At 44.4% G+C, this 19,106-nt stretch carries 16 protein-coding genes, 1 tRNA gene and 1 other RNA gene; 12 read left to right on the top strand and 6 right to left on the bottom strand.

Going from position 1 to position 19,106, the window contains the following annotated elements; translation table 11 throughout:
• Nucleotides 1-202: 202 nt before the first annotated feature.
• From rfbD to M0Q51_12705, 3 genes are all read right to left on the bottom strand, one after another.
• Nucleotides 203-1,063, bottom strand: a complete 861-nt coding sequence (gene rfbD, locus M0Q51_12695; GenBank protein ID MCK9400836.1) for a dTDP-4-dehydrorhamnose reductase — start codon at nt 1,061-1,063, stop codon at nt 203-205.
• Nucleotides 1,064-1,075: 12 nt separating this feature from the next.
• Entirely contained in the window at nt 1,076-2,011 is a 936-nt protein-coding gene (locus M0Q51_12700) for an SDR family oxidoreductase (protein ID MCK9400837.1), read from the bottom strand.
• Nucleotides 2,012-2,096: 85 nt separating this feature from the next.
• The gene (locus M0Q51_12705) at nt 2,097-3,410 is read right to left on the bottom strand and encodes a UDP-glucose/GDP-mannose dehydrogenase family protein (GenBank protein MCK9400838.1); all 1,314 of its coding nucleotides are present in this window, start codon (nt 3,408-3,410) and stop codon (nt 2,097-2,099) included.
• A 76-nt stretch (nt 3,411-3,486) separates the two neighbouring features.
• Between M0Q51_12705 and M0Q51_12710 the strand changes: the two genes are divergently transcribed.
• Complete coding sequence (locus M0Q51_12710; GenBank protein ID MCK9400839.1) at nt 3,487-4,977, top strand: PKD domain-containing protein; 1,491 nt, start codon at nt 3,487-3,489, stop codon at nt 4,975-4,977.
• 87 nt (nt 4,978-5,064) lie between these two features.
• Here M0Q51_12710 and M0Q51_12715 read toward each other — a convergent pair.
• The 3 genes from M0Q51_12715 to ffs form a co-directional block, all read right to left on the bottom strand.
• Nucleotides 5,065-5,137: transfer RNA gene (locus tag M0Q51_12715), tRNA-Lys, on the bottom strand.
• An 82-nt stretch (nt 5,138-5,219) separates the two neighbouring features.
• On the bottom strand, nt 5,220-5,831 hold the full coding sequence (locus M0Q51_12720) for an L-threonylcarbamoyladenylate synthase (protein ID MCK9400840.1): 612 nt from the start codon (nt 5,829-5,831) through the stop codon (nt 5,220-5,222).
• A 38-nt stretch (nt 5,832-5,869) separates the two neighbouring features.
• An RNA gene (gene ffs, locus M0Q51_12725) (signal recognition particle sRNA small type) lies at nt 5,870-5,968 on the bottom strand.
• A 209-nt stretch (nt 5,969-6,177) separates the two neighbouring features.
• On the opposite strand from ffs, the gene M0Q51_12730 reads away from it, so the two are divergent.
• The 11 genes from M0Q51_12730 to M0Q51_12780 all read left to right on the top strand — a co-directional run bounded on the left by M0Q51_12730 (nt 6,178) and on the right by M0Q51_12780 (nt 19,032).
• Nucleotides 6,178-6,708, top strand: coding sequence for a DUF4199 domain-containing protein (locus tag M0Q51_12730; GenBank protein MCK9400841.1), 531 nt, complete (start codon nt 6,178-6,180; stop codon nt 6,706-6,708).
• Nucleotides 6,709-6,718: 10 nt separating this feature from the next.
• Nucleotides 6,719-7,693, top strand: a complete 975-nt coding sequence (locus M0Q51_12735; protein MCK9400842.1) for a glycosyltransferase family 2 protein — start codon at nt 6,719-6,721, stop codon at nt 7,691-7,693.
• 81 nt (nt 7,694-7,774) lie between these two features.
• A complete protein-coding gene (locus tag M0Q51_12740; protein ID MCK9400843.1) occupies nt 7,775-8,833 on the top strand; it encodes an NAD-dependent epimerase/dehydratase family protein in 1,059 nt (352 codons plus the stop codon).
• A gap of 13 nt (nt 8,834-8,846) precedes the next feature.
• Nucleotides 8,847-10,118 carry a glycosyltransferase gene (locus M0Q51_12745; GenBank protein ID MCK9400844.1) on the top strand — a complete coding sequence of 424 codons (1,272 nt, stop codon included), beginning with the start codon at nt 8,847-8,849 and terminating at the stop codon, nt 10,116-10,118.
• Nucleotides 10,115-11,137 carry a dehydrogenase gene (locus M0Q51_12750; protein MCK9400845.1) on the top strand — a complete coding sequence of 341 codons (1,023 nt, stop codon included), beginning with the start codon at nt 10,115-10,117 and terminating at the stop codon, nt 11,135-11,137. Before M0Q51_12745 ends, M0Q51_12750 begins: the two co-directional genes overlap by 4 nt.
• A 3-nt stretch (nt 11,138-11,140) precedes the next feature.
• A complete protein-coding gene (locus tag M0Q51_12755; GenBank protein MCK9400846.1) occupies nt 11,141-12,142 on the top strand; it encodes an SDR family NAD(P)-dependent oxidoreductase in 1,002 nt (333 codons plus the stop codon).
• Complete coding sequence (locus M0Q51_12760; GenBank protein MCK9400847.1) at nt 12,126-14,753, top strand: glycoside hydrolase family 2 protein; 2,628 nt, start codon at nt 12,126-12,128, stop codon at nt 14,751-14,753. Before M0Q51_12755 ends, M0Q51_12760 begins: the two co-directional genes overlap by 17 nt.
• A gap of 70 nt (nt 14,754-14,823) precedes the next feature.
• The gene (locus tag M0Q51_12765) at nt 14,824-16,674 is read left to right on the top strand and encodes a DEAD/DEAH box helicase (GenBank protein MCK9400848.1); all 1,851 of its coding nucleotides are present in this window, start codon (nt 14,824-14,826) and stop codon (nt 16,672-16,674) included.
• Nucleotides 16,675-16,705: 31 nt separating this feature from the next.
• A complete protein-coding gene (locus M0Q51_12770; GenBank protein MCK9400849.1) occupies nt 16,706-17,722 on the top strand; it encodes a fatty acid desaturase in 1,017 nt (338 codons plus the stop codon).
• 198 nt (nt 17,723-17,920) lie between these two features.
• Complete coding sequence (locus tag M0Q51_12775) at nt 17,921-18,565, top strand: hypothetical protein (protein MCK9400850.1); 645 nt, start codon at nt 17,921-17,923, stop codon at nt 18,563-18,565.
• A 26-nt stretch (nt 18,566-18,591) separates the two neighbouring features.
• Complete coding sequence (locus M0Q51_12780; GenBank protein ID MCK9400851.1) at nt 18,592-19,032, top strand: hypothetical protein; 441 nt, start codon at nt 18,592-18,594, stop codon at nt 19,030-19,032.
• The last annotated feature ends 74 nt before the right edge of the window (nt 19,033-19,106 follow it).

The raw sequence follows: 19,106 nt of genomic DNA on the forward strand, positions 1-19,106 counted from the left end.
TATCAAAAATTTGCTTTTGGACACATTTTGAAAGAAAATTCAGCTTACGTTTTCCATATTGGTCTATTTTTATTTTTTCGTCAATTATAAACGTTTATCAAATTGCCCCTTTTCGGAACGGGCTCAAAGTTCAAAGTTTAAGTTTTAAAATTCAAAGTTGAAAACATACCTCTACGCTTCCATGCCCCCATACTTCCATGCCTTACGCCATCAAAGCAATGCACTCCCTCAGGCTCTCCCTCCAATCCGGGATTGTTATCCCAAACTGCTCTTTTATCTTCGTTTTATCCAGAACGCTGTAAAACGGCCTGGGTGCCTGCTGCGGGTATTCTTCCGATGTTACCGGGTTAACCTGGCATGGGATATTGGCCAGCTTAACCGCAGCTTTAGCAAGGTCGTACCAACTGCATTCGCCTTCATCGGAGTAATGATAAATCTCAAACTGGTGAATTGATAAAGCTTTTGGCAGTATTTTAAGGATAATAACTGCGAGGTCCCTGGCATAAGTAGGGCACCCGACCTGGTCATTGACCACATCCAGCTTTCCTTTTTCAGAGCCCTTTTTCAGGATAGTTTTCACAAAATTGCTCCCGAAAGAAGAATAAAGCCAGGCCGTCCGGATTATCATCCCTTTTTCCAGGCACGCCATGACAGCTTCTTCACCGGCAAGTTTTGATTTACCATAAGAGGATGTGGGATGAGGTTTATCATCTTCACGGTATGGCCTTTGATTCTTTCCATCAAACACATAATCCGTGGAAATATGGACCAGGTAAATATCATATTTTTTACAAGCCTGGACCAGGTTTACCACCGCATCCCGGTTGATCAGTATAGCTAAATCGGGCTCCTCTTCGGCCCTGTCGACAGCAGTATACCCGGCGCAGTTTATCACAACGTCAATATTTTGCTGAGATAAAAATTGCTCAACCTGGCCGGCATCTGTTATATCGAGTTCTGCGATATCGGTAAAAATGAAATTATAGTAAGGATACAAAGCAGACGCTTCCCTGAACTCACTGCCTAACTGGCCGTTACTGCCGGTGATAAGGATATTTAACATCTAAAGAAATAATTAAACCACTGACTTGAAATAATCAATTGTTTTTCTAAGTCCTTCTTCGAGCGGGATTTTTGGTTCCCAACCGAGTTCTTTTTTAGCCAGTGAAATATCCGGCTGGCGTTGCATCGGGTCATCTTCCGGCAAAGGCAGAAAAATTAGCTTTGAGTGCGAACCAGTAAGCCTTAGAACCTTTTCCGCAAGTTCAAGAATAGTGAATTCGCCCGGATTGCCCACATTGACCGGCCCGATGAATTCGTCACCGGTATGCATCAGCCTGACCATGCCTTCGAGCAGATCATCGACATAGCAAAAGCTTCGGGTCTGGGACCCATCGCCATAAATTGTAATATCCTCATTTTTAAGTGCCTGAACGATGAAATTCGATACAACCCTGCCATCATGCGGGTGCATCCGCGGTCCGTAAGTATTAAAAATACGCATGATCTTGATGCGGACATTATTCTGAAAATGGTAGTTCATAAAGAGAGCTTCGGCGCAACGTTTTCCCTCGTCGTAGCAAGCCCGTGAACCTATCGGGTTGACGTGCCCCCAATAAGATTCTTTTTGCGGATGCACTTCAGGATCTCCGTAAACTTCTGATGTTGAGGCCTGGAGAATTTTTGCATGAATGCGTTTAGCCAGCCCGAGCATGTTGATAGCGCCCATGACGGAGGTCTTAATGGTCTTGATCGGGTTGAACTGATAGTGGATAGGAGAAGCCGGGCAGGCGAGATTGTATATCTCATCGGCCTCAATATAGAACGGCATAGTAATATCGTGGCGGATGACTTCAAAATAAGGGTTTCCGATCAGATGGGCAATGTTGCATTTATCACCGGTAAAGTAATTATCGACACACGTAACATCGTGGCCTTCCGCCAGCAGCTTTTCGACCAGGTGCGATCCTAAAAAGCCCGCACCGCCGGTTACTAAAATCCTTTTTCTCATTTCCTGTAAACTAATTCCAAATTTCAAATTTCTAATTCCAAAACAACCTTATGACCACCTAATGGCTACTTTATGACTCTTTAGTTTACAATCCAATTCCAAAGTACTCAAAACCTGCTGCTGTCATTTCTTTTGAGTCATATATGTTTCTGCCATCGAAGATAACATGATCTTTCAGAAGTTTTTTCATCATAGCCAGGTCAGGTACCCGGAATTCTTTCCATTCGGTGACCAACAGCAGGCAATCAGCATCGATCAGGGCTTCATATTCGTCTTTAGCATATTCGATGATGTCGCCAATGCGTCGCCGGGTTTCTTTCATTGCCTCGGGATCATAGGCTTTAACTTTGCAACCAGCTTTCAGAAATTTATCGATCAGCACAAGGGCTGGCGCTTCGCGCATATCATCTGTTTCAGGTTTAAAAGAAAGTCCCCACAGGGCAATAGTTTTCCCTTTAAGGTTGCCGTTGAAATATTTCCGGACTTTATTGTATAGTACTGATTTCTGATCGTCATTTACTTCTTCCACAGCTTTTAAAACGCGCATGGAATAACCGTTATCTCCGGCAGTATGGATAAGCGCTTTCACATCTTTCGGAAAGCAGGAGCCTCCATAACCAATTCCGGGGTATATAAACCTTGACCCGATCCTCGGGTCACTGCCGATACCTTTACGGACCATGTTCACATCAGCGCCCATGATTTCACATAGGTTGGCCATATCGTTCATAAAACTGATACGGGTTGCCAGCATAGCGTTGGCGGCATATTTGGTCATTTCGGCTGAGGGTATATCCATGAAAATAACCGGGTGGCCGTTCAGGGTAAACGGCTTGTAAAGCCTGCTCATCAAATCTTCTGCCCTGGCCGATTCTATACCGACAACAATACGGTCGGGTTTCAGGAAATCATCGACTGCGGCTCCTTCTTTGAGGAATTCCGGGTTTGAAGCCACATCAAAAGATATTTTAGACCCTCTTTTATCCAGTACTTCCTGGATAGCCTGCTTCACAAGTTTAGCCGTTCCTACCGGGACGGTGCTTTTGGTGACCATCAGCAGGTAATCGTTCATATGTTGCCCGACTTCCCTGGCTACACCGATGACATAAGAAAGGTCTGCGCTTCCATCCTCATCCGGCGGTGTACCGACGGCGCTGAAGACCACTTCGCAGCTATTAAGCGATTCAGCAAGGTTCGTGGTAAAATGCAGGCGGCCTTTTGCCATATTTCTTTCCACAATTTCTTCCAATCCTGGTTCATAGATCGGAATAATTCCTTTCTTCAAGTTATCAATCTTGGTTTTATCAATGTCCACGCAGGTTACATCAATCCCAACTTCAGCAAAACAAGTCCCGGAAACAAGTCCGACATAACCGGTGCCAACTACGGTAATCTTCATAAAGATTTTATAAGATATTTATACCCGACAAAGGTAAAAATTATCAGGTATGGAAAGAAAATGAGGCTGCCTGAATATGAAGGTCAAATCTTATACTGCCCAATATGGGCTCGAAAGATATAAAGTAGGGGTATCGACTACAAATCCCGCACCGGGTAGTTTTACCTTCATCAGTGGGGGTACCTATCTCGAAGCGCCTGCTATAGAATGGCAGCAAAAGGATTTCGATCTGTCTGCTTATAACGGGATGGAAATCTATATCGGGATTCAATGTGTATCCGATGATGCATTTATTTTTATGCTGGATGACATTGAGATTACCTCTGAAAGTGCTGCAAACTCATCTTTAACCGGTATGGTTTCGGATGCCATAAATGGTAATCCTATTCCAAATGCATTGGTTTCAGTCGCCGGATTAAGTGATTACACTGATGAAAATGGGAATTATACTATTACCAACATCCCTGCAGGGGTCCTGAATGCCAATTTCACTGCCATTCCTACGAATGGAAACGCTCCCCTGGCAGTGCAGTTCACCGATCTTTCTTCGGAAGGAACGCATATGGTAACAGCATCAGCAACCGGTTACACGAATTACTCGAACAGCCAGGTAGTCATCCCGGAAGGCGGCACCCTTGAGTTACAAATTGCGCTCTCACCCACCCTCGCGGCCGGCCAGATCCGTTTTGTGCTGACCTGGGGTGAAACACCTGAGGACCTTGATTCACATTTGAAAACACCATCCATTGAAGGATCTACTTATCACATTTATTATGGTGACCAGGGCTCTGCCGAAAGTCCGCCTTATGCTATCCTTGATATTGATGATCAAACGAGTTTTGGTCCTGAAACCACGACAATCTATGACCTTCAACCCGGGGAGTACCACTATTATATTCACAATTATTCCGAAAGTCCTGAAATAACCACATCCAGCGCTGTGGTGCAGATATATAATGAGAACGGCCTGTTGCATACCCTCCAGATTCCTACATCAGGAACAGGACTGTATTGGGACATTTGCACCTTAAACGGCTCGAACGGGAATATCAGCATCATCAATCAGGTCACTGAATCGGAACCCGGCGGTCTTCCAAAATTAACGACTGATCAATTAAAGAAAAAGCCTATCCCGACCGGCAGGAATATTGTTTCCTGGAACTGGAATTTCGGGGATGACGGAAGCAGCACAGTGCAAAATCCTTCTTACACCTATATGGCCAATGGTTCCTATACCGTCAGCCTGACCGTATCGGACGGGGTGAACAACGAGACAGAAACTAAAAATGCTTATATCACAGTTGCCCCGACGGGTGTGGATGAAGCAGCATGGGAAAAGGATATCAGCATATACCCCAATCCGGCTAAGGATCAGTTGCATATAAATTCGGGTATCCGTATCGAATCAATTGCCCTTTTCGATATAAACGGGCAGCAGAAAATGAGAACAGATGGTTGTGGCTATAATTGTTCCCTAAACCTGAACAGTTTTCCGGATGGTACTTATATCCTCCGCATCATAACTGAAAAAGGCCGCATACAAAGGAAGGTGAACATCAGGAGATAATGGCAAAGTTCAAAGTGTATAGGGCTAAATTGTTAAATTGTAATATACTGAGTTCTGACTGCTGACTGCTGACTGCTGACTACCTTGTGATCCTGCCGGGATTCGAACCCGGGACCCACGACTTAAAAGGCCGTTGCTCTACCAGCTGAGCTACAGAATCAAAATGAGGGCGCAAAGATAGTAATTTTAAATTTTAAATGTTGAATGTTGAATGCTGGACTTATTAAATAACATTCAACATTTCACTCGATCTCTCCTTTCCCTTCCCTGATCATCAGGATCTCTTCGCCTGTGCAATCGATAATGGTGCTGGGGGTATTATCGCCGTGCCCGCCATCAATTACCAGGTCAACAAGGTCTTTGTAGCGCTCATGGATCAGTTCCGGGTCGGTGCTGTATTCCAGGATTTCGTCGGCATCATGGATTGATGTCGATGTGATGGGATTTCCGAGTTCGCGCAGGATCCCGGAAAGGATATTATTCTCCGGGATACGGATACCTACGGTTTTCTTTTTGTGCCCGAAAATTTTGGGTACATTGCTGCTGGCGTTGAGGATGAAAGTATAGGGCCCCGGAAGTGTCCGTCGCATTAGTTTGTAAACGTCATTGCTGATAGGACGGGTGTAATCCGCCAGTTGGCTCAGGTCATAACATAGGAAGGAAAAATTTGCGTTTTTCGGGGTCAGTCCTTTGATCCGGGCAATACGGTCGAGCGCTTTCGGGCTGTAAATATTGCAGCCAATGGCATAAATCGTATCGGTCGGGAAAATGACTACACCATCGTTGGAAAGAACATGAACCACCTGTCTGATGTTATTCTCACTGGGGTTCTTGGTGTAGATCTTTAACAACATGAGGACAAATATATATAGATGAAATTGTTGGAGTCGAAAAAGGGTAAGCCCCTTATGTCGCACCGCTCAACCACTTACCCTTGCTTCCTTCCGGACCTGGGGGAGTTCAGCGGGAGCTGGTCGCATAAGACTTACCCGGGCGCAAAGATACTAAATAATTCCAAATTTCAGACAAATCCAAGGCATAAAGCACCAAATTCCAAATCCCAAACAAATTCAAAAACTCAAATCTCAAAACTTAAACAATAGGGGGTTAAACCAAGTTTAGGTATTTTGGATTTTGAAATTTGGAACTACTCTTTCTTATTAATTTTCCTAAATTTGCATATACTTAAAACCAATTCCTATGGAAAATAAACCATCAACCACAATTCTGAGCCTCGGATACGGTGTTATCATCGCATTGGCTATCATTGTATTCAGCCTGATCCTTTTCCTGCTAAACCTCTCAAAGGGCAACGGGCTGGAATACCTGTCATATCTTATCCTCCTTGCGGGGCTCTTTCTTGCCCAGACCAATTTCCGTAATAAATACCAGGGAGGATTCATTGAATACGGAAAAGCCTTCACGGTAGGATTGCTGACAAGCCTTTTCTTATCTGTAATCATGGGCATATACACGTATATTTTCTTTCAATATATCGATCCGGGTGCTATGGAAGAAGCTATGACCATGACTGAACAAAAGATGATGGATAGAGGTATGTCGGATATGGATATAGAGCAGGGAATGGCAATAGCCCGTAAGTTTCAAAGTGTGGGGATGTACACTTTTTTTGCCATCGTTGGTAATTTTATCGTTGGGATAATTATCAGCCTGATCACTGCTATTTTTGTAAAGAAGGAAAATACAGATCTCGGACAGCCGGCAGCTTAATAAAGATCAGATGGACATTTCCGTTGTCATACCCCTTTTAAACGAAGATGAGTCACTGCGTGAGCTTCACAAGTGGATTGTAAATACGCTCACACCAAATAATTTATCATTTGAAATTATTTTTGTTGATGATGGAAGTAATGACCATTCATGGCAGGTGATCGAGGAGTTGAGCCGCCAGGATCCCAATGTCAGGGGTATCAAATTCCGGAGGAATTATGGCAAATCGGCCGCCCTGAACAGTGGTTTCCGCGCAAGCCAAGGTGAAGTGGTCATTACCATGGACGCTGACCTTCAGGATTCCCCGGAAGAAATCCCGGAACTATATAGAATGATAACCCAGGACGGCTTCGACCTGGTTTCGGGATGGAAGAAAAAGCGTCACGATCCGGTTTCCAAAACAGTCCCTTCCCGTTTATTCAATTGGGTAACCCGCAAGACGTCAGGAATAAAATTGCATGATTTTAACTGCGGACTGAAAGCATACCGGCTGGAAGTTATCAAAAGCATTGAAGTTTATGGTGAAATGCACCGGTATATCCCGGTCATTGCAAATTATGCAGGTTTTACACGGATTGGCGAAAAAGTGGTCACACACCAAAGCCGGAAATACGGCAGCACCAAATATGGGATCGACCGCTTTATCAAAGGCTATCTGGATCTGCTTTCGATCACTTTTGTCTCTAAATTCGGAAGGAGGCCCATGCATTTTTTCGGGATGATCGGCACGCTGATGTTTGTACTGGGCTTCCTTGCTGCAGCCTGGCTTGGCGCCCAGAAACTGTATAACCTGCATCATGGAATCAAAGCGATCCTGGTCACCAGCAGCCCGTATTTCTATATTTCGCTCACGCTAATGATCATTGGCAGCCTGCTGTTCCTGACAGGTTTCGTGGCTGAAATGCTTTCGAGGATTTCTTCTGACCGGAACCAATTCCTGGTATCCAAAACATTGAATATTGATGAGATTGAAACTAGAAACTAGAAACTAGAAACTTGGAATTTGGAATTTGGAATTTGGAATTTTGAATTATCGTTCTCTCTAAAATATATTGATAAATAAGCTATGAAAATCCATTTAGTATCAGGCGGCTGCGGCTTTGTGGGAAGAAATATGACCAGAAGGCTGCTGAAAACAACGAAGGATAAAGTTTTTATCATCGATGACCTTTCCATCGGCACTCATCCTTCAACCTGGCTTGACAATTTTACTTCCAGGAAATTTAAAGATGTTGAGATCATCGGGCAGGATGAAAGACTGTATTTCTGGAAAGGTGATTTCCGGAATTTCCTCTTTAAATTCCGTGAAAATCCTCGTTTTGTGCAGGAGACTTATAACCTGGATTTTGAAAGGTTTTCTGATGTGTTTCATTTTGCGGCGATTGTTGGCGGCCGGCTTAAGATCGAGGGTGACCCGATGGCGGTTGCGCTTGATCTATCTATCGATGCTGAATTTTTCTACTGGATTTGCCGCCATAAGCCCGAACGGGTGCTTTATCCCAGCTCCAGTGCCGCTTATCCGACCAATATGCAGTCGGAAAGTTTCGCGGTGGCATTGAAAGAAGGCGATATCGACTTTAAAAACAACCTGGGAACCCCTGATATGACTTACGGCTGGTCGAAACTTACCGGCGAGTTCCTGGCCCAGATCGCGGCAAAATACTATGGCGTTTCAGTGGTTTGCATCCGGCCGTTTTCTGGCTATGGAGAGGATCAGGACCTGTCGTACCCTGTCCCGGCGATTGCTGCCCGGGCAGCCAGGCATGAAAACCCCTTCGAAGTCTGGGGCTCAGGCAAACAGGGAAGGGACTTCGTCCATATCGACGATATCATCGACCTGATCTTCATCCTGATGGAAAAAATCAAAGATGGCTCCGGCTGGAATATTGGCTCCGGTAAGCTGACTTCATTTCTCGAACTGATCGACCTGTTTTGTGACATCGCCGGGTATAAGACTGAAATTAAACCCTTGCTGGATAAGCCGGTTGGGGTATATTCACGGTATTGCAACATGGACCTGATACAGGAGAAATTCGGATGGCAGCCCAAAATATCCCTTCGGGAAGGGATGACGCGTGTTTATAATGCTGCTGTCGAAAAGTTGAAAAAAGAAGGAAAACTCTGAATATCGCCACCTGATGGATAAAATTGTCGTTTTTGGCCCGGGGCCAAAATTCAAAGGAGGTATCGCAAATTATAATACTTCCCTTGCCAAAGCCTTTGACAAACTTCATGTTGCCGAGATTCACATAGTCTCCTGGACCCAGCAGTATCCGGCCATCATCCCTCGTGATTTTATCGATCGCAGCAGCAAAACTGACCTGCTTGAAGGGACGAATATCAAAGTCCACTATATCACTAATTATAACAGCCCGCTCAGCTGGAAGAAAACTGTCAGTCTGATCAGAGATATCGGCCCAAAGATGGTCATTTTCCAATGGGCCATTGCCATACAGGGCCTCCCTCTTGGATATATTGCACGAAAGCTCAGTAAGGTCAAGGGTTTGGAAGTAATTTTCGACCTTCATTTTGTTATTCAGAAGGAAGGAAGCAAGATTGACAAGGCTTTCACCCGGATGGGGATAAAACACGCCCATTCTTACGTAGTTCATGCGTACAAAACTTACGATGAATTAAAGAAGCTGTTTCCCGGAAATGATTTTAAACTCCTGGACCCGGGGAAACAATCGGTTGGCAAGGGAAAAAGAGTCGTGAAGCTTTTCCACCCGGTCTATGATATGTTTAAACCCGATCCTGATTTTAAGGTTGAAGAGGTGAAGAAGGGACTAAACCTGAAAAAACATGTTTTCCTCTTCTTTGGGTTTATAAGAAAATATAAAGGATTGCATGATGTCATCCGGGCTTTTGCAATAGTGGCTGCTCAACGGGATGACGTCTCCCTGCTTATCGTCGGAGAATCCTTCTGGCAGACCCTCGATACGAAAAAGATGTCGACCCGGGTCAAAAATGCCGTATTCTCTGCAGCGAAATCTGTCTTTCTCAGGAAGCAGGATGATGAACGGCAATACCGTCCCCTGGATCTGATCGATGAGCTGGGGATCAATCAGGCGGTCACCGTCGTCAATTCTTTTGTCCCGAATGAGGAAGTCCATAAATATTTCCAGGTAAGCGACGCCATCATGCTGTTTTATCTTACTGCAACGCCTTCCGGGGTTGAATCAATCGGGTATAACTTCAGGATGCCGATACTGGCTACCCGCGTGGGGCATTTCCCTGAAACAGTCAAAGATGGTTATAATGGTTACCTGGCAGAACCGGGTAATATTGATTCTATGGCTGCAACAATGATAAAAGCCATTGAAAAACCTATTCCACGTGAACACGTTGCAGAAACTTCACAGGAAATGAGCTGGAAGAATTATGCCAATGCAATCCTGAACGAAAGATGATCATCCGGAGTAAAGCCCCCCTCAGACTTGGCCTGGCCGGTGGTGGTACTGATGTTACACCATATTCTGATCTTTATGGTGGCGCTACCCTGAATGCCACCATCAACATGTACGCCTATGCGACCATCCTCCCGGCAAGCGATGGCAATATCGTTATCAGGTCATTGGATAAGGATGAAAGATATGAAACAAGGAGTTGCGAAGTACTTACTCTTGATGGAAAACTGGACTTGCTCAAGGGGATATATAACCGTATTGTTAAGGATTATACCCATACAGCTTTATCATTCGAGCTATCCACTTATGTTGATGCCCCGCCGGGCTCAGGGTTGGGTACTTCATCGACTTTGGTAGTGGCTGTATTAGGGGCTTTCGCCGAATGGCTTAATTTGCCCCTTGGTGAGTATGACCTGGCGCGACTGGCTTACCAGATTGAGCGGGTTGACCTGCAAATGGCGGGTGGCAAGCAGGATCAATATGCAGCGACATTTGGCGGTATCAATTTCATGGAATTCTTCAAAGATGATAAAGTCATCGTTAACCCACTTAAAGTCAGAAGCATTTACCTGAATGAACTTTCACATAACCTGGTATTGTACAATACTAAAACAAGCCGGGTATCATCAGCTATTATCGAGCGCCAGGCCAGGAATATCCTGGAAAATAAAACGAAATACATCGAAGCCACACACCAGCTGAAAAAACAGGCGACCATGATGAAAGAAGCCATCCTGAAAGGAGAAATTGATCAGATCGGAGAAGTGCTTGATTTTGGCTGGAAATATAAAAAACAAATTGCTTCGGGTATTACCAACCATTTGATCGACAGTATTTACGAGGCAGCGATCGGGAGCGGGGCCACCGGCGGTAAGATCTCCGGTGCAGGCGGTGGCGGCTTCATGTTCTTTTATTGCCCGAATAATACACGTTATGAGGTTATTGAATCACTTCGGAAATTTGGCGGCACCAGCCACCGGTACGAATTTACGACGGCGGGGATGACGGCGTGGAAGATATGAGATATGGCACATGGACGCTTCGATAACCCGGTAGTTGCTGCAATGGCAGGGCTGAAAGATTTTTTTTCCAGACAGGAACTGGCGGACAGACTTTCTGATAGTGACAGTTTTGAAGCTAAAACATGCCTGATTACCGGGGCTAACTCAGGCCTTGGATTTGCCCTGGCAGTGGAAATAGCCAGAAGGGGCGGGAAGGTGATCATGGCATGCCGGAGGCAAATCCCGGAAGCAGGCGAGAAAGCCAAAGCAAAAAGCGGCTCGGATAATATAGAGATGAGATTCCTTGACCTGAGCAAAATCGACAGCATTCACGATTTTTGCGAAGGCTTGAAAATGGATGGGGTTCACCTGGACGTGACAATCCTGAATGCAGGTGTGGCATTGCCAAAAGCAAGGAAGACCGAATCGGGCCTCGAAGAAATGTTTCTAGTTAATTATTTGTCGAATGTTATGCTGACTAACCTGTTAATTACTTCCGGAGTGATTGATGTCAACGGAAAACAAAAATCTTTCAAACCCAGGGTGATTTTTATCTCATCGGACTCACACCAGGGCTCTTCACTCATCGATTATGAAGAATTCGGGAAATACTTTGACTATGGCACCTCCAAGGGTATATCCAATTACAGTTATTTTAAACTCGTTTTAAATACCTATGCCACCGAGTTGTCCAGGAGGGTAAATAAGGAGGGCTATTTTGCCGGCATTCATGCCATTTGCCCGGGACCTGTTCATTCCAATATCGTCAAGGAAGCTCCGCTATTATTGCGGATTACCCTTAAAAGCATCTTCAGTATTATTTTCAAATCCCCGGAAAAAGCAGCCAAGCCGGTAGTTTATATGGCCGTATCGCCTGATTATGAGGATAAAACGAATGAGTACCTGCATATGTTCCGCCATAAAAAGATGGATCCTAAAATTTATATCCCCGAAGAGGGCGCTAAATTATGGGACCGCTCTGTCGAACTCTGGAAAAAGGTGGATCCTCTTGCAAAGACTATTTAATGCAGTGATGATGATTAACCGGATGCTGGTTTTTTACATGTTTGTTTTCGTGCTGGCTTCCTGCAGTGATGACTACAAAATAAAGAGCATGATTCAAATGGAAATAAACCATGACTGGAAATTCAGCCAGGCCGGTAAAGAAGTCTGGCTGCCTGCAACTGTTCCCGGAACAGTTCATACCGACCTTCTGGCAAATAAAATTATTGAAGATCCTTATTACCGGCTGAATGAAAAGCAGATTCAGTGGATCGACAAGGTTGACTGGGAATACAGGACCGTTTTTATAGCAGATGGCCAGGTTCTTGAACACAACAGGATAGAATTGATTTTTAAAGGGCTGGATACTTATGCGAAGATCTATTTAAATGGAGACCTTTTACAGCAGACAGATAATATGTTCAGGACATGGAAAATAGACGTCACAAAAAAGATCAGGAAAGGAGAAAACAAGCTATCGGTCATACTGGCATCGCCAACACAGAGAGGATTGGAAGAATTGAAAGCTTATGGTTTTCAGCTTGCTGCGGATAATGACCAGTCGGAAGCCGGAGAAATGGGACAAGACAAAGTAAGCCCTTATGTCCGTAAAGCGCCGTATCATTTTGGCTGGGACTGGGGTCCGCGCCTGGTCACCTCCGGCATCTGGCGCCCGGTTATATTAAGAGCATGGGATGAAGCATGTTTGGAAAATATTCAAATAATAACTGACGATCTTTCCACAGAAAGAGCTGGATTAACTGCTAAAATTGAAATAGTCGCAGCAGAGAAGCTCGAAATCACCCTTAATCTTTTTGTAGATGACATTTCATTATCAACCAGAAATTGGAAATTGGAAATTGGGAATAATTTGCTCGAAATGCCTTTGACGATAGACAACCCGGTGCTTTGGCAACCAAACGGCCTTGGAAGTCAGAAGCTTTACACGATCAGGATTGAATTAGCCGACAAGGAACAGGTGATCGATGTTATGGAGACTAAAACCGGTCTCCGTATTGTAAAGCTTGTTCGGCAGCCCGATCCGGACGGGAAGGGGAAAAGCTTTTATTTTAAGGTGAACGGTAACCCCGTTTTTGCAAAAGGGGCCAATTATATCCCCGATGATATTTTCCTGAACCGGGTCAGTCCTGAGAAGTATGAGTTTATCATAAAATCTGCTTATGAAGCCAACATGAATATGTTGCGCGTTTGGGGAGGCGGAATTTATGAGAATGATCTTTTCTATGATTTGTGCGATCAATATGGCATCATGGTGTGGCAGGATTTTATGTTTGCTTGCGCGATGTACCCGGGAAACGAGGTTTTCCTTGAAAATGTCAGGCAGGAGGCTATTGACAATGTGCGACGCTTGCGCAATCACCCGTCTATCGTGCTCTGGTGCGGCAATAATGAGATCGAAAACGCCTGGGGAGAATACGAGGAAAACAGGGGCTGGGGCTGGAAGCAGCGTTACAACCCGGAGCAGCGCCAGGTGATCTGGAAAGCTTACGATACTTTATTTCATCATATTCTGCCAGGCGTAATTGAACAGGAAGATCCCGGCCGTTCTTACTGGCATTCCTCCCCGTCAGCAGGTATGGGACAACTGGCCAGTTATGAGACTACATCAGGCGATATGCACTACTGGGGCGTTTGGCACGGACTCCATCCCTTCAGCGATTTCTGCAAATACCGGGCAAGGTTTATGAGTGAATATGGCTTCCAATCTTTTCCGGAATTTAATTCAGTAAAGAAATATACTGTACCGGAAGACTACAATATTGAATCCGAAGTGATGATGTCGCACCAGCGGAGCGGCATAGGGAATCTCAGGATCCGGCAGTATATGGAAGAAGATTATAATATCCCCGGTGATTTTGAGCAGTTTTTATATGTCGGACAATTGCTCCAGGCCGAAGCCATCAAAATGGCAATTGAATCTCACCGGTCCGATATGCCTTACTGTATGGGCTCCCTTTACTGGCAGATCAATGATTGCTGGCCGGTAGCCTCCTGGTCAGGTATTGATTATTATGGGAGATGGAAAGCTTTGCATTATTTCGCCAGGGAAGCCTTTAAACCAACAGTTCTTGTATTAACTGAATCTGATGGCTTTTTAAATGGATATGTCGTTTCAGATAATCAGCCGGGACAAAAAATGCAAGTCTTGATGAAGTTGGTCAGTTTCACCGGAAAGGTTGAATGGGAAGCTGTTCAGGAGTTCGAGATGACGGCTCAATCAATCCTTTTTTTGAACAGCCCGTTAACTGAAATTCTTGGAAAAATTGACCTTTCCTCTGTCGTTATGGTATCAGAATTACGACAGGGTGATATATTGCTTGACACAGATTTTCATTATTTCGTCAAACCTAAAAATCTTGATTTGACAAACCCCAATATTAAGGCTGAAATCAAAGAGAAGGGAGATTTGATTGAAATATCGCTCACTGCCGCAAACCTGGCTAAAAATGTTTTTTTATATGGTGATGGGATTACCGGCCGGTTTTCTGATAATTATTTTGATATCCTTCCCGGCCAGGAGGTTTTAGTCAACATCTCGAAAAGTGATGTTCAATCAGATCTTAAATCATCGTTGAAGATTTTGCATCTTTATCTGACTGATAATGATGACTAAAGCAATTTTTTCTGATTATCAATAAAAATAGGTGTATCTTTGCAGCCGCAAATCCCCAGAAAAATTAAGCATGACATTTCAAGAAACCGGGTTGCGCGAGGATATTATCCGTGCAACCGATGAACTCGGCTTTGAACAGCCGACCCCGATCCAGGAACGGATCATCCCCCTAATCCTCAACAGCGAGAAAGATTTAATTGCCCTTGCCCAGACCGGCACCGGTAAAACGGCGGCTTTTGGCCTTCCGTTGATCCACCTGACCGATATGGATTTCAATAAAGTGCAGACAATTGTGCTTTGCCCGACCCGTGAGCTCTGTATGCAGATCACCAGCGATATGGAAAAATATTCAAAATACGCCAGGGGTTTTAAGACCGTTGCCGTTTATGGCGGCGCCGATATCAGGAACCAGATAAAGGCCCTTAAATCAGGTTGCCAGGTAGTCGTTGGTACACCCGGCCGCGTGATGGACCTCATCAACCGCAAGATATTGCAATTAGCTTTTATTAAATGGCTGGTCCTCGATGAAGCTGACGAGATGCTGAATATGGGTTTCAAAGATGACCTTGATGTCATCCTGGCTGAAACGCCTAAAGAAAAACGCACCTTCCTGTTCTCGGCAACTATGCCGGGGGAAATTGCAGCCATTGCACGGAAATACATGAACAAACCGGATGAAATTTCGGTAGGAAACCGTAATCAGGGCGCCGATAATGTCCGTCATGAATTTTATATGGTTCAGGCGAAAGACCGTTATTCCGCACTGAAAAGGATTGCGGATATTTACCCGAACATATACGGTATCGTATTTTGCCGTACCAGGGCCATCACAAAAGAAGTAGCCGATAAACTGATGAATGACGGTTATAATGCTGATGCTCTTCATGGTGACCTTTCACAGGCCCAGCGCGATTTTGTCATGAACCGTTTCAGGATCAAACAGCTCCAGTTGCTTGTCGCTACTGATGTTGCTGCACGCGGCCTGGATGTAAACGACCTGACTCATATCATCAACTATGACCTCCCGGATGATAACGAAGTCTACATCCATCGTACCGGCCGGACAGCCCGCGCAGGGAAGAGCGGTATAGCGATTTCCATCATCCATACCCGCGAAACCGGGAAGATACGGGCTATTGAACATATGCTGGGTAAACGATTTGATCAGAAAAAGGTACCAACTGGTGTGGAAATCTGTGAAAAGCAGCTTTTTAACCTGGTCGACAGGGTTGAAAACGTCGAAGTGGACGAAGCCCAGATTGAACAGTTTCTGCCCGTCATCTTAAAAAAACTTGACTGGCTCAGCCGTGAAGATCTGATCAAACATTTTGTTTCAGTTGAATTCAACAGGATTCTTTCCTATTACAAGAATACCCCCGATTTGAACGTGGCCCACCCGGAAGCAGACAGAGACAGAAAACGCACCCCCAAAGGGCAGTTTATGACTTTACAGATTAATGCCGGATTTCAGGATGGACTCAATCCTCCGCGACTGATCGGGCTTATCAATGAGCAGACCCGAAACAGGAATATCGCGGTCGGACGAATTGAGATTGGCCAGCGGTCTTCCTTTTTTGAGATTGAAAAAAAGTCATGGGAAGAAGTAATAAAGGCTTTCCATGATGCTAAATTTGAAGGAGTTAAAGTGAGGGTGGAAATCTCCGGTACTGAGCCTAAAGCCAGATCTAAATACAGATCAAACGACAGGCCGAATTACAAGTCTGACGACAAGCCGAATGAAAAATCCAAAGCCTGGTCGAATGACTTGTCGAACGACTGGTCTCAAAACAAAACAAGAGGCAAGGCGAATGATTGGTCGAAAGATAAGCCTAAAGGCAAATCGAATGACAGGTCATTCAACAAGTCGAAAGAATCATACGGTGGTAAGAACAGGAAAAGATCGCCGTACAAAAATTGGTAGCAATAACTTCTGATAATAAGTTGTAAGAATCATGACTCAACATACATCAACAACATCAATACAATCCTGGCAGTCGATTATTTCAAAGTATAACAAGCCCCGGATATCGCACAGCGTCTGGCAAATGATCAACTCGCTGGGCCCTTATTTTCTGATATGGATACTGATGGTGCAAACCATGAAAGTGTCGTTCTGGCTAACGTTACCTCTCATGTTACTTGCTGCCGGTTTCCTGATCAGGATATTTATCATTTTCCATGATTGCGGCCATGGGTCCTTTTTCCGTTCCAAAAAATTGAATTTTTATATCGGCAGCGCATGCGGCATGCTTGCTTTTACTCCTTACCACAAGTGGACCGACAGCCACAGAGCCCACCACCAGACGGTCGGTAATCTGGATAAGCGTGGTCTTGGCGACGTATGGACACTAACCGTTGATGAATATCTGGCGCTAAGCCCGTTTAAACGTTTTTCATACCGTTTTTTCCGGCACCCGGCGATTTTGCTGGGCATCGGCGGAATAGCCATCTTTATTATAGGCCACAGGTTCACCAACCGGCGCATGACTGAAAAGCAGCGCCTGAATGTTTATGCCACGAATATTATCATGTTTATTGCCGCGGCGATTGCAAGTTGGTTTATTGGATGGCAGGCGTTTTTATTGATCCAGTTGCCGGTTATGTACTTTGCCTCCATTGGAGGGATTTACCTGTTCTATCTGCAGCATCAGTACGACGAAGTGTATTGGTGCAGGGACAAAGATTGGGATTACCTGAAGATGGCCATGCAGGGAAGTTCTTTCTTCAAACTGCCCGGTATATTGCGCTGGTTTACAGGGAATATTGGCTTTCACCATATTCATCATCTGGGACCGACAATACCGAATTACAACTTGCCCAAATGCCATAAAGAGAATTCCTTGTTTCAGGATGTCAAGCCTATAACTTTTTTCGAAAGTTTTAAAGCATTAGGCATCAGGTTTTGGGATGAGGCCAATCAATGTGCGGTAGGACTCAGGGAGCTGCGGCGCAAAAGAGCGGCTGCTTAACTAATTTAGCCTTTTTAATTCGATATGAGCAGGAAATATTCAGCATTTATATATACTAATTTACTACATTGGATTGTTGATAACTATTATTCCCAAATTATGTCTTTAGTTATTTGGTTCAAAAATATTTTGTAACATTGATGGGTATGTAGTTACCAAACCATTATCAAAAATAAATTTTAACCTAAATCTGTAGTCATGAAAAAGCTGTTTGTTTTTCTTTTAAGCATAACCGTGGTTGTGTTATGCTTGTCATGTGAAAAAGATGATCCCTCTGTATTGAGCGGTGATCAGTCCGCCATGGGTGAGGTCGGAGTTACGGTTGAATCAAGCTCAGTGGAAATTGCAGGGGTCAGTGATGCTTCTGCAACGGTTATTACCCTGAAAAGCGGAGTGTCTTCATTCAGCGGTTCGGCCACCGTTAAAAACGAATTTCTGAAAAACCTGTTGGCCAATATCCCGGGAATCACCATTACAGGGGATAAGGTTTCAGCGACCAACATGGAGTATAAGATAACCAAGGAAGGCTTTGAATGCAAGACTGGTCCCGGAGCCGGCATATTGGTCAAGTATGGTTCATCAGTGGGCGATACTTACAAGATCGGTACAACGGGCCAGGTCAGAACAGTTGTCGCTAAAACGGGCGTCGACGATTACCCTTATGGCTTTTATTTGATCAAAGTAATAAAGGTGGAGGAAACCCCCAGTTATCTTAAGAGTAGTGCCGGAGTTACGAAAATAACATACATCGCGAATCACAAATTTGGACTTGTAGGAGTCCTGGCTACGTTCGATGACGAAACAACCGCCGAGTTCCCGATTTACACCAGCGTGGAAAACTAACAGGATCACGGAGAGGAAAAGAATAAATGAAAAATTTGCTTTTACCTTATCCATGGAAATTAGCGGGTCGGTTTGTGACCATCTCCGGAATCGCGTTGGCCGTTCTTTACCTCTGGTTCGATTTTAGGTTCTCTATGCCTGTATTTGCTATATTCTCTTCATTTCTGGAAACAAAGATGTTTGTAACCTTCAGGACAAACTTTGCCGATGATCTGATCCTGTTATTGCTCATTGTCGGATTTGGTCTGATTGTATTATCAAAGGAGAAAATTGAATTTGAAAATCTTGATTCTGCACGTGCCAAAGCATTAGCAAAAGCCATCATTTTAAACAATATTTTTCTTTTGTTCTCTATCTTATTTGTTTACGGAAGTGGGTTCATCGCCATCCTTGTTCTCAACCTTTTCTCCCTTTCGCTCTTCTATCTGATCTTTTTTTATTTTTTGAAACGGAAGGAATTAAAATAAAGGCCAGTAATCGATTGAATTTCCGGCCTTTATTTTAATCTCTTTGGTTTAATTCCCCGGTAGTTACTGGTTTC

This window comes from Bacteroidales bacterium, from assembly GCA_023229505.1.
Classification (GTDB): domain Bacteria; phylum Bacteroidota; class Bacteroidia; order Bacteroidales; family JAGOPY01; genus JAGOPY01.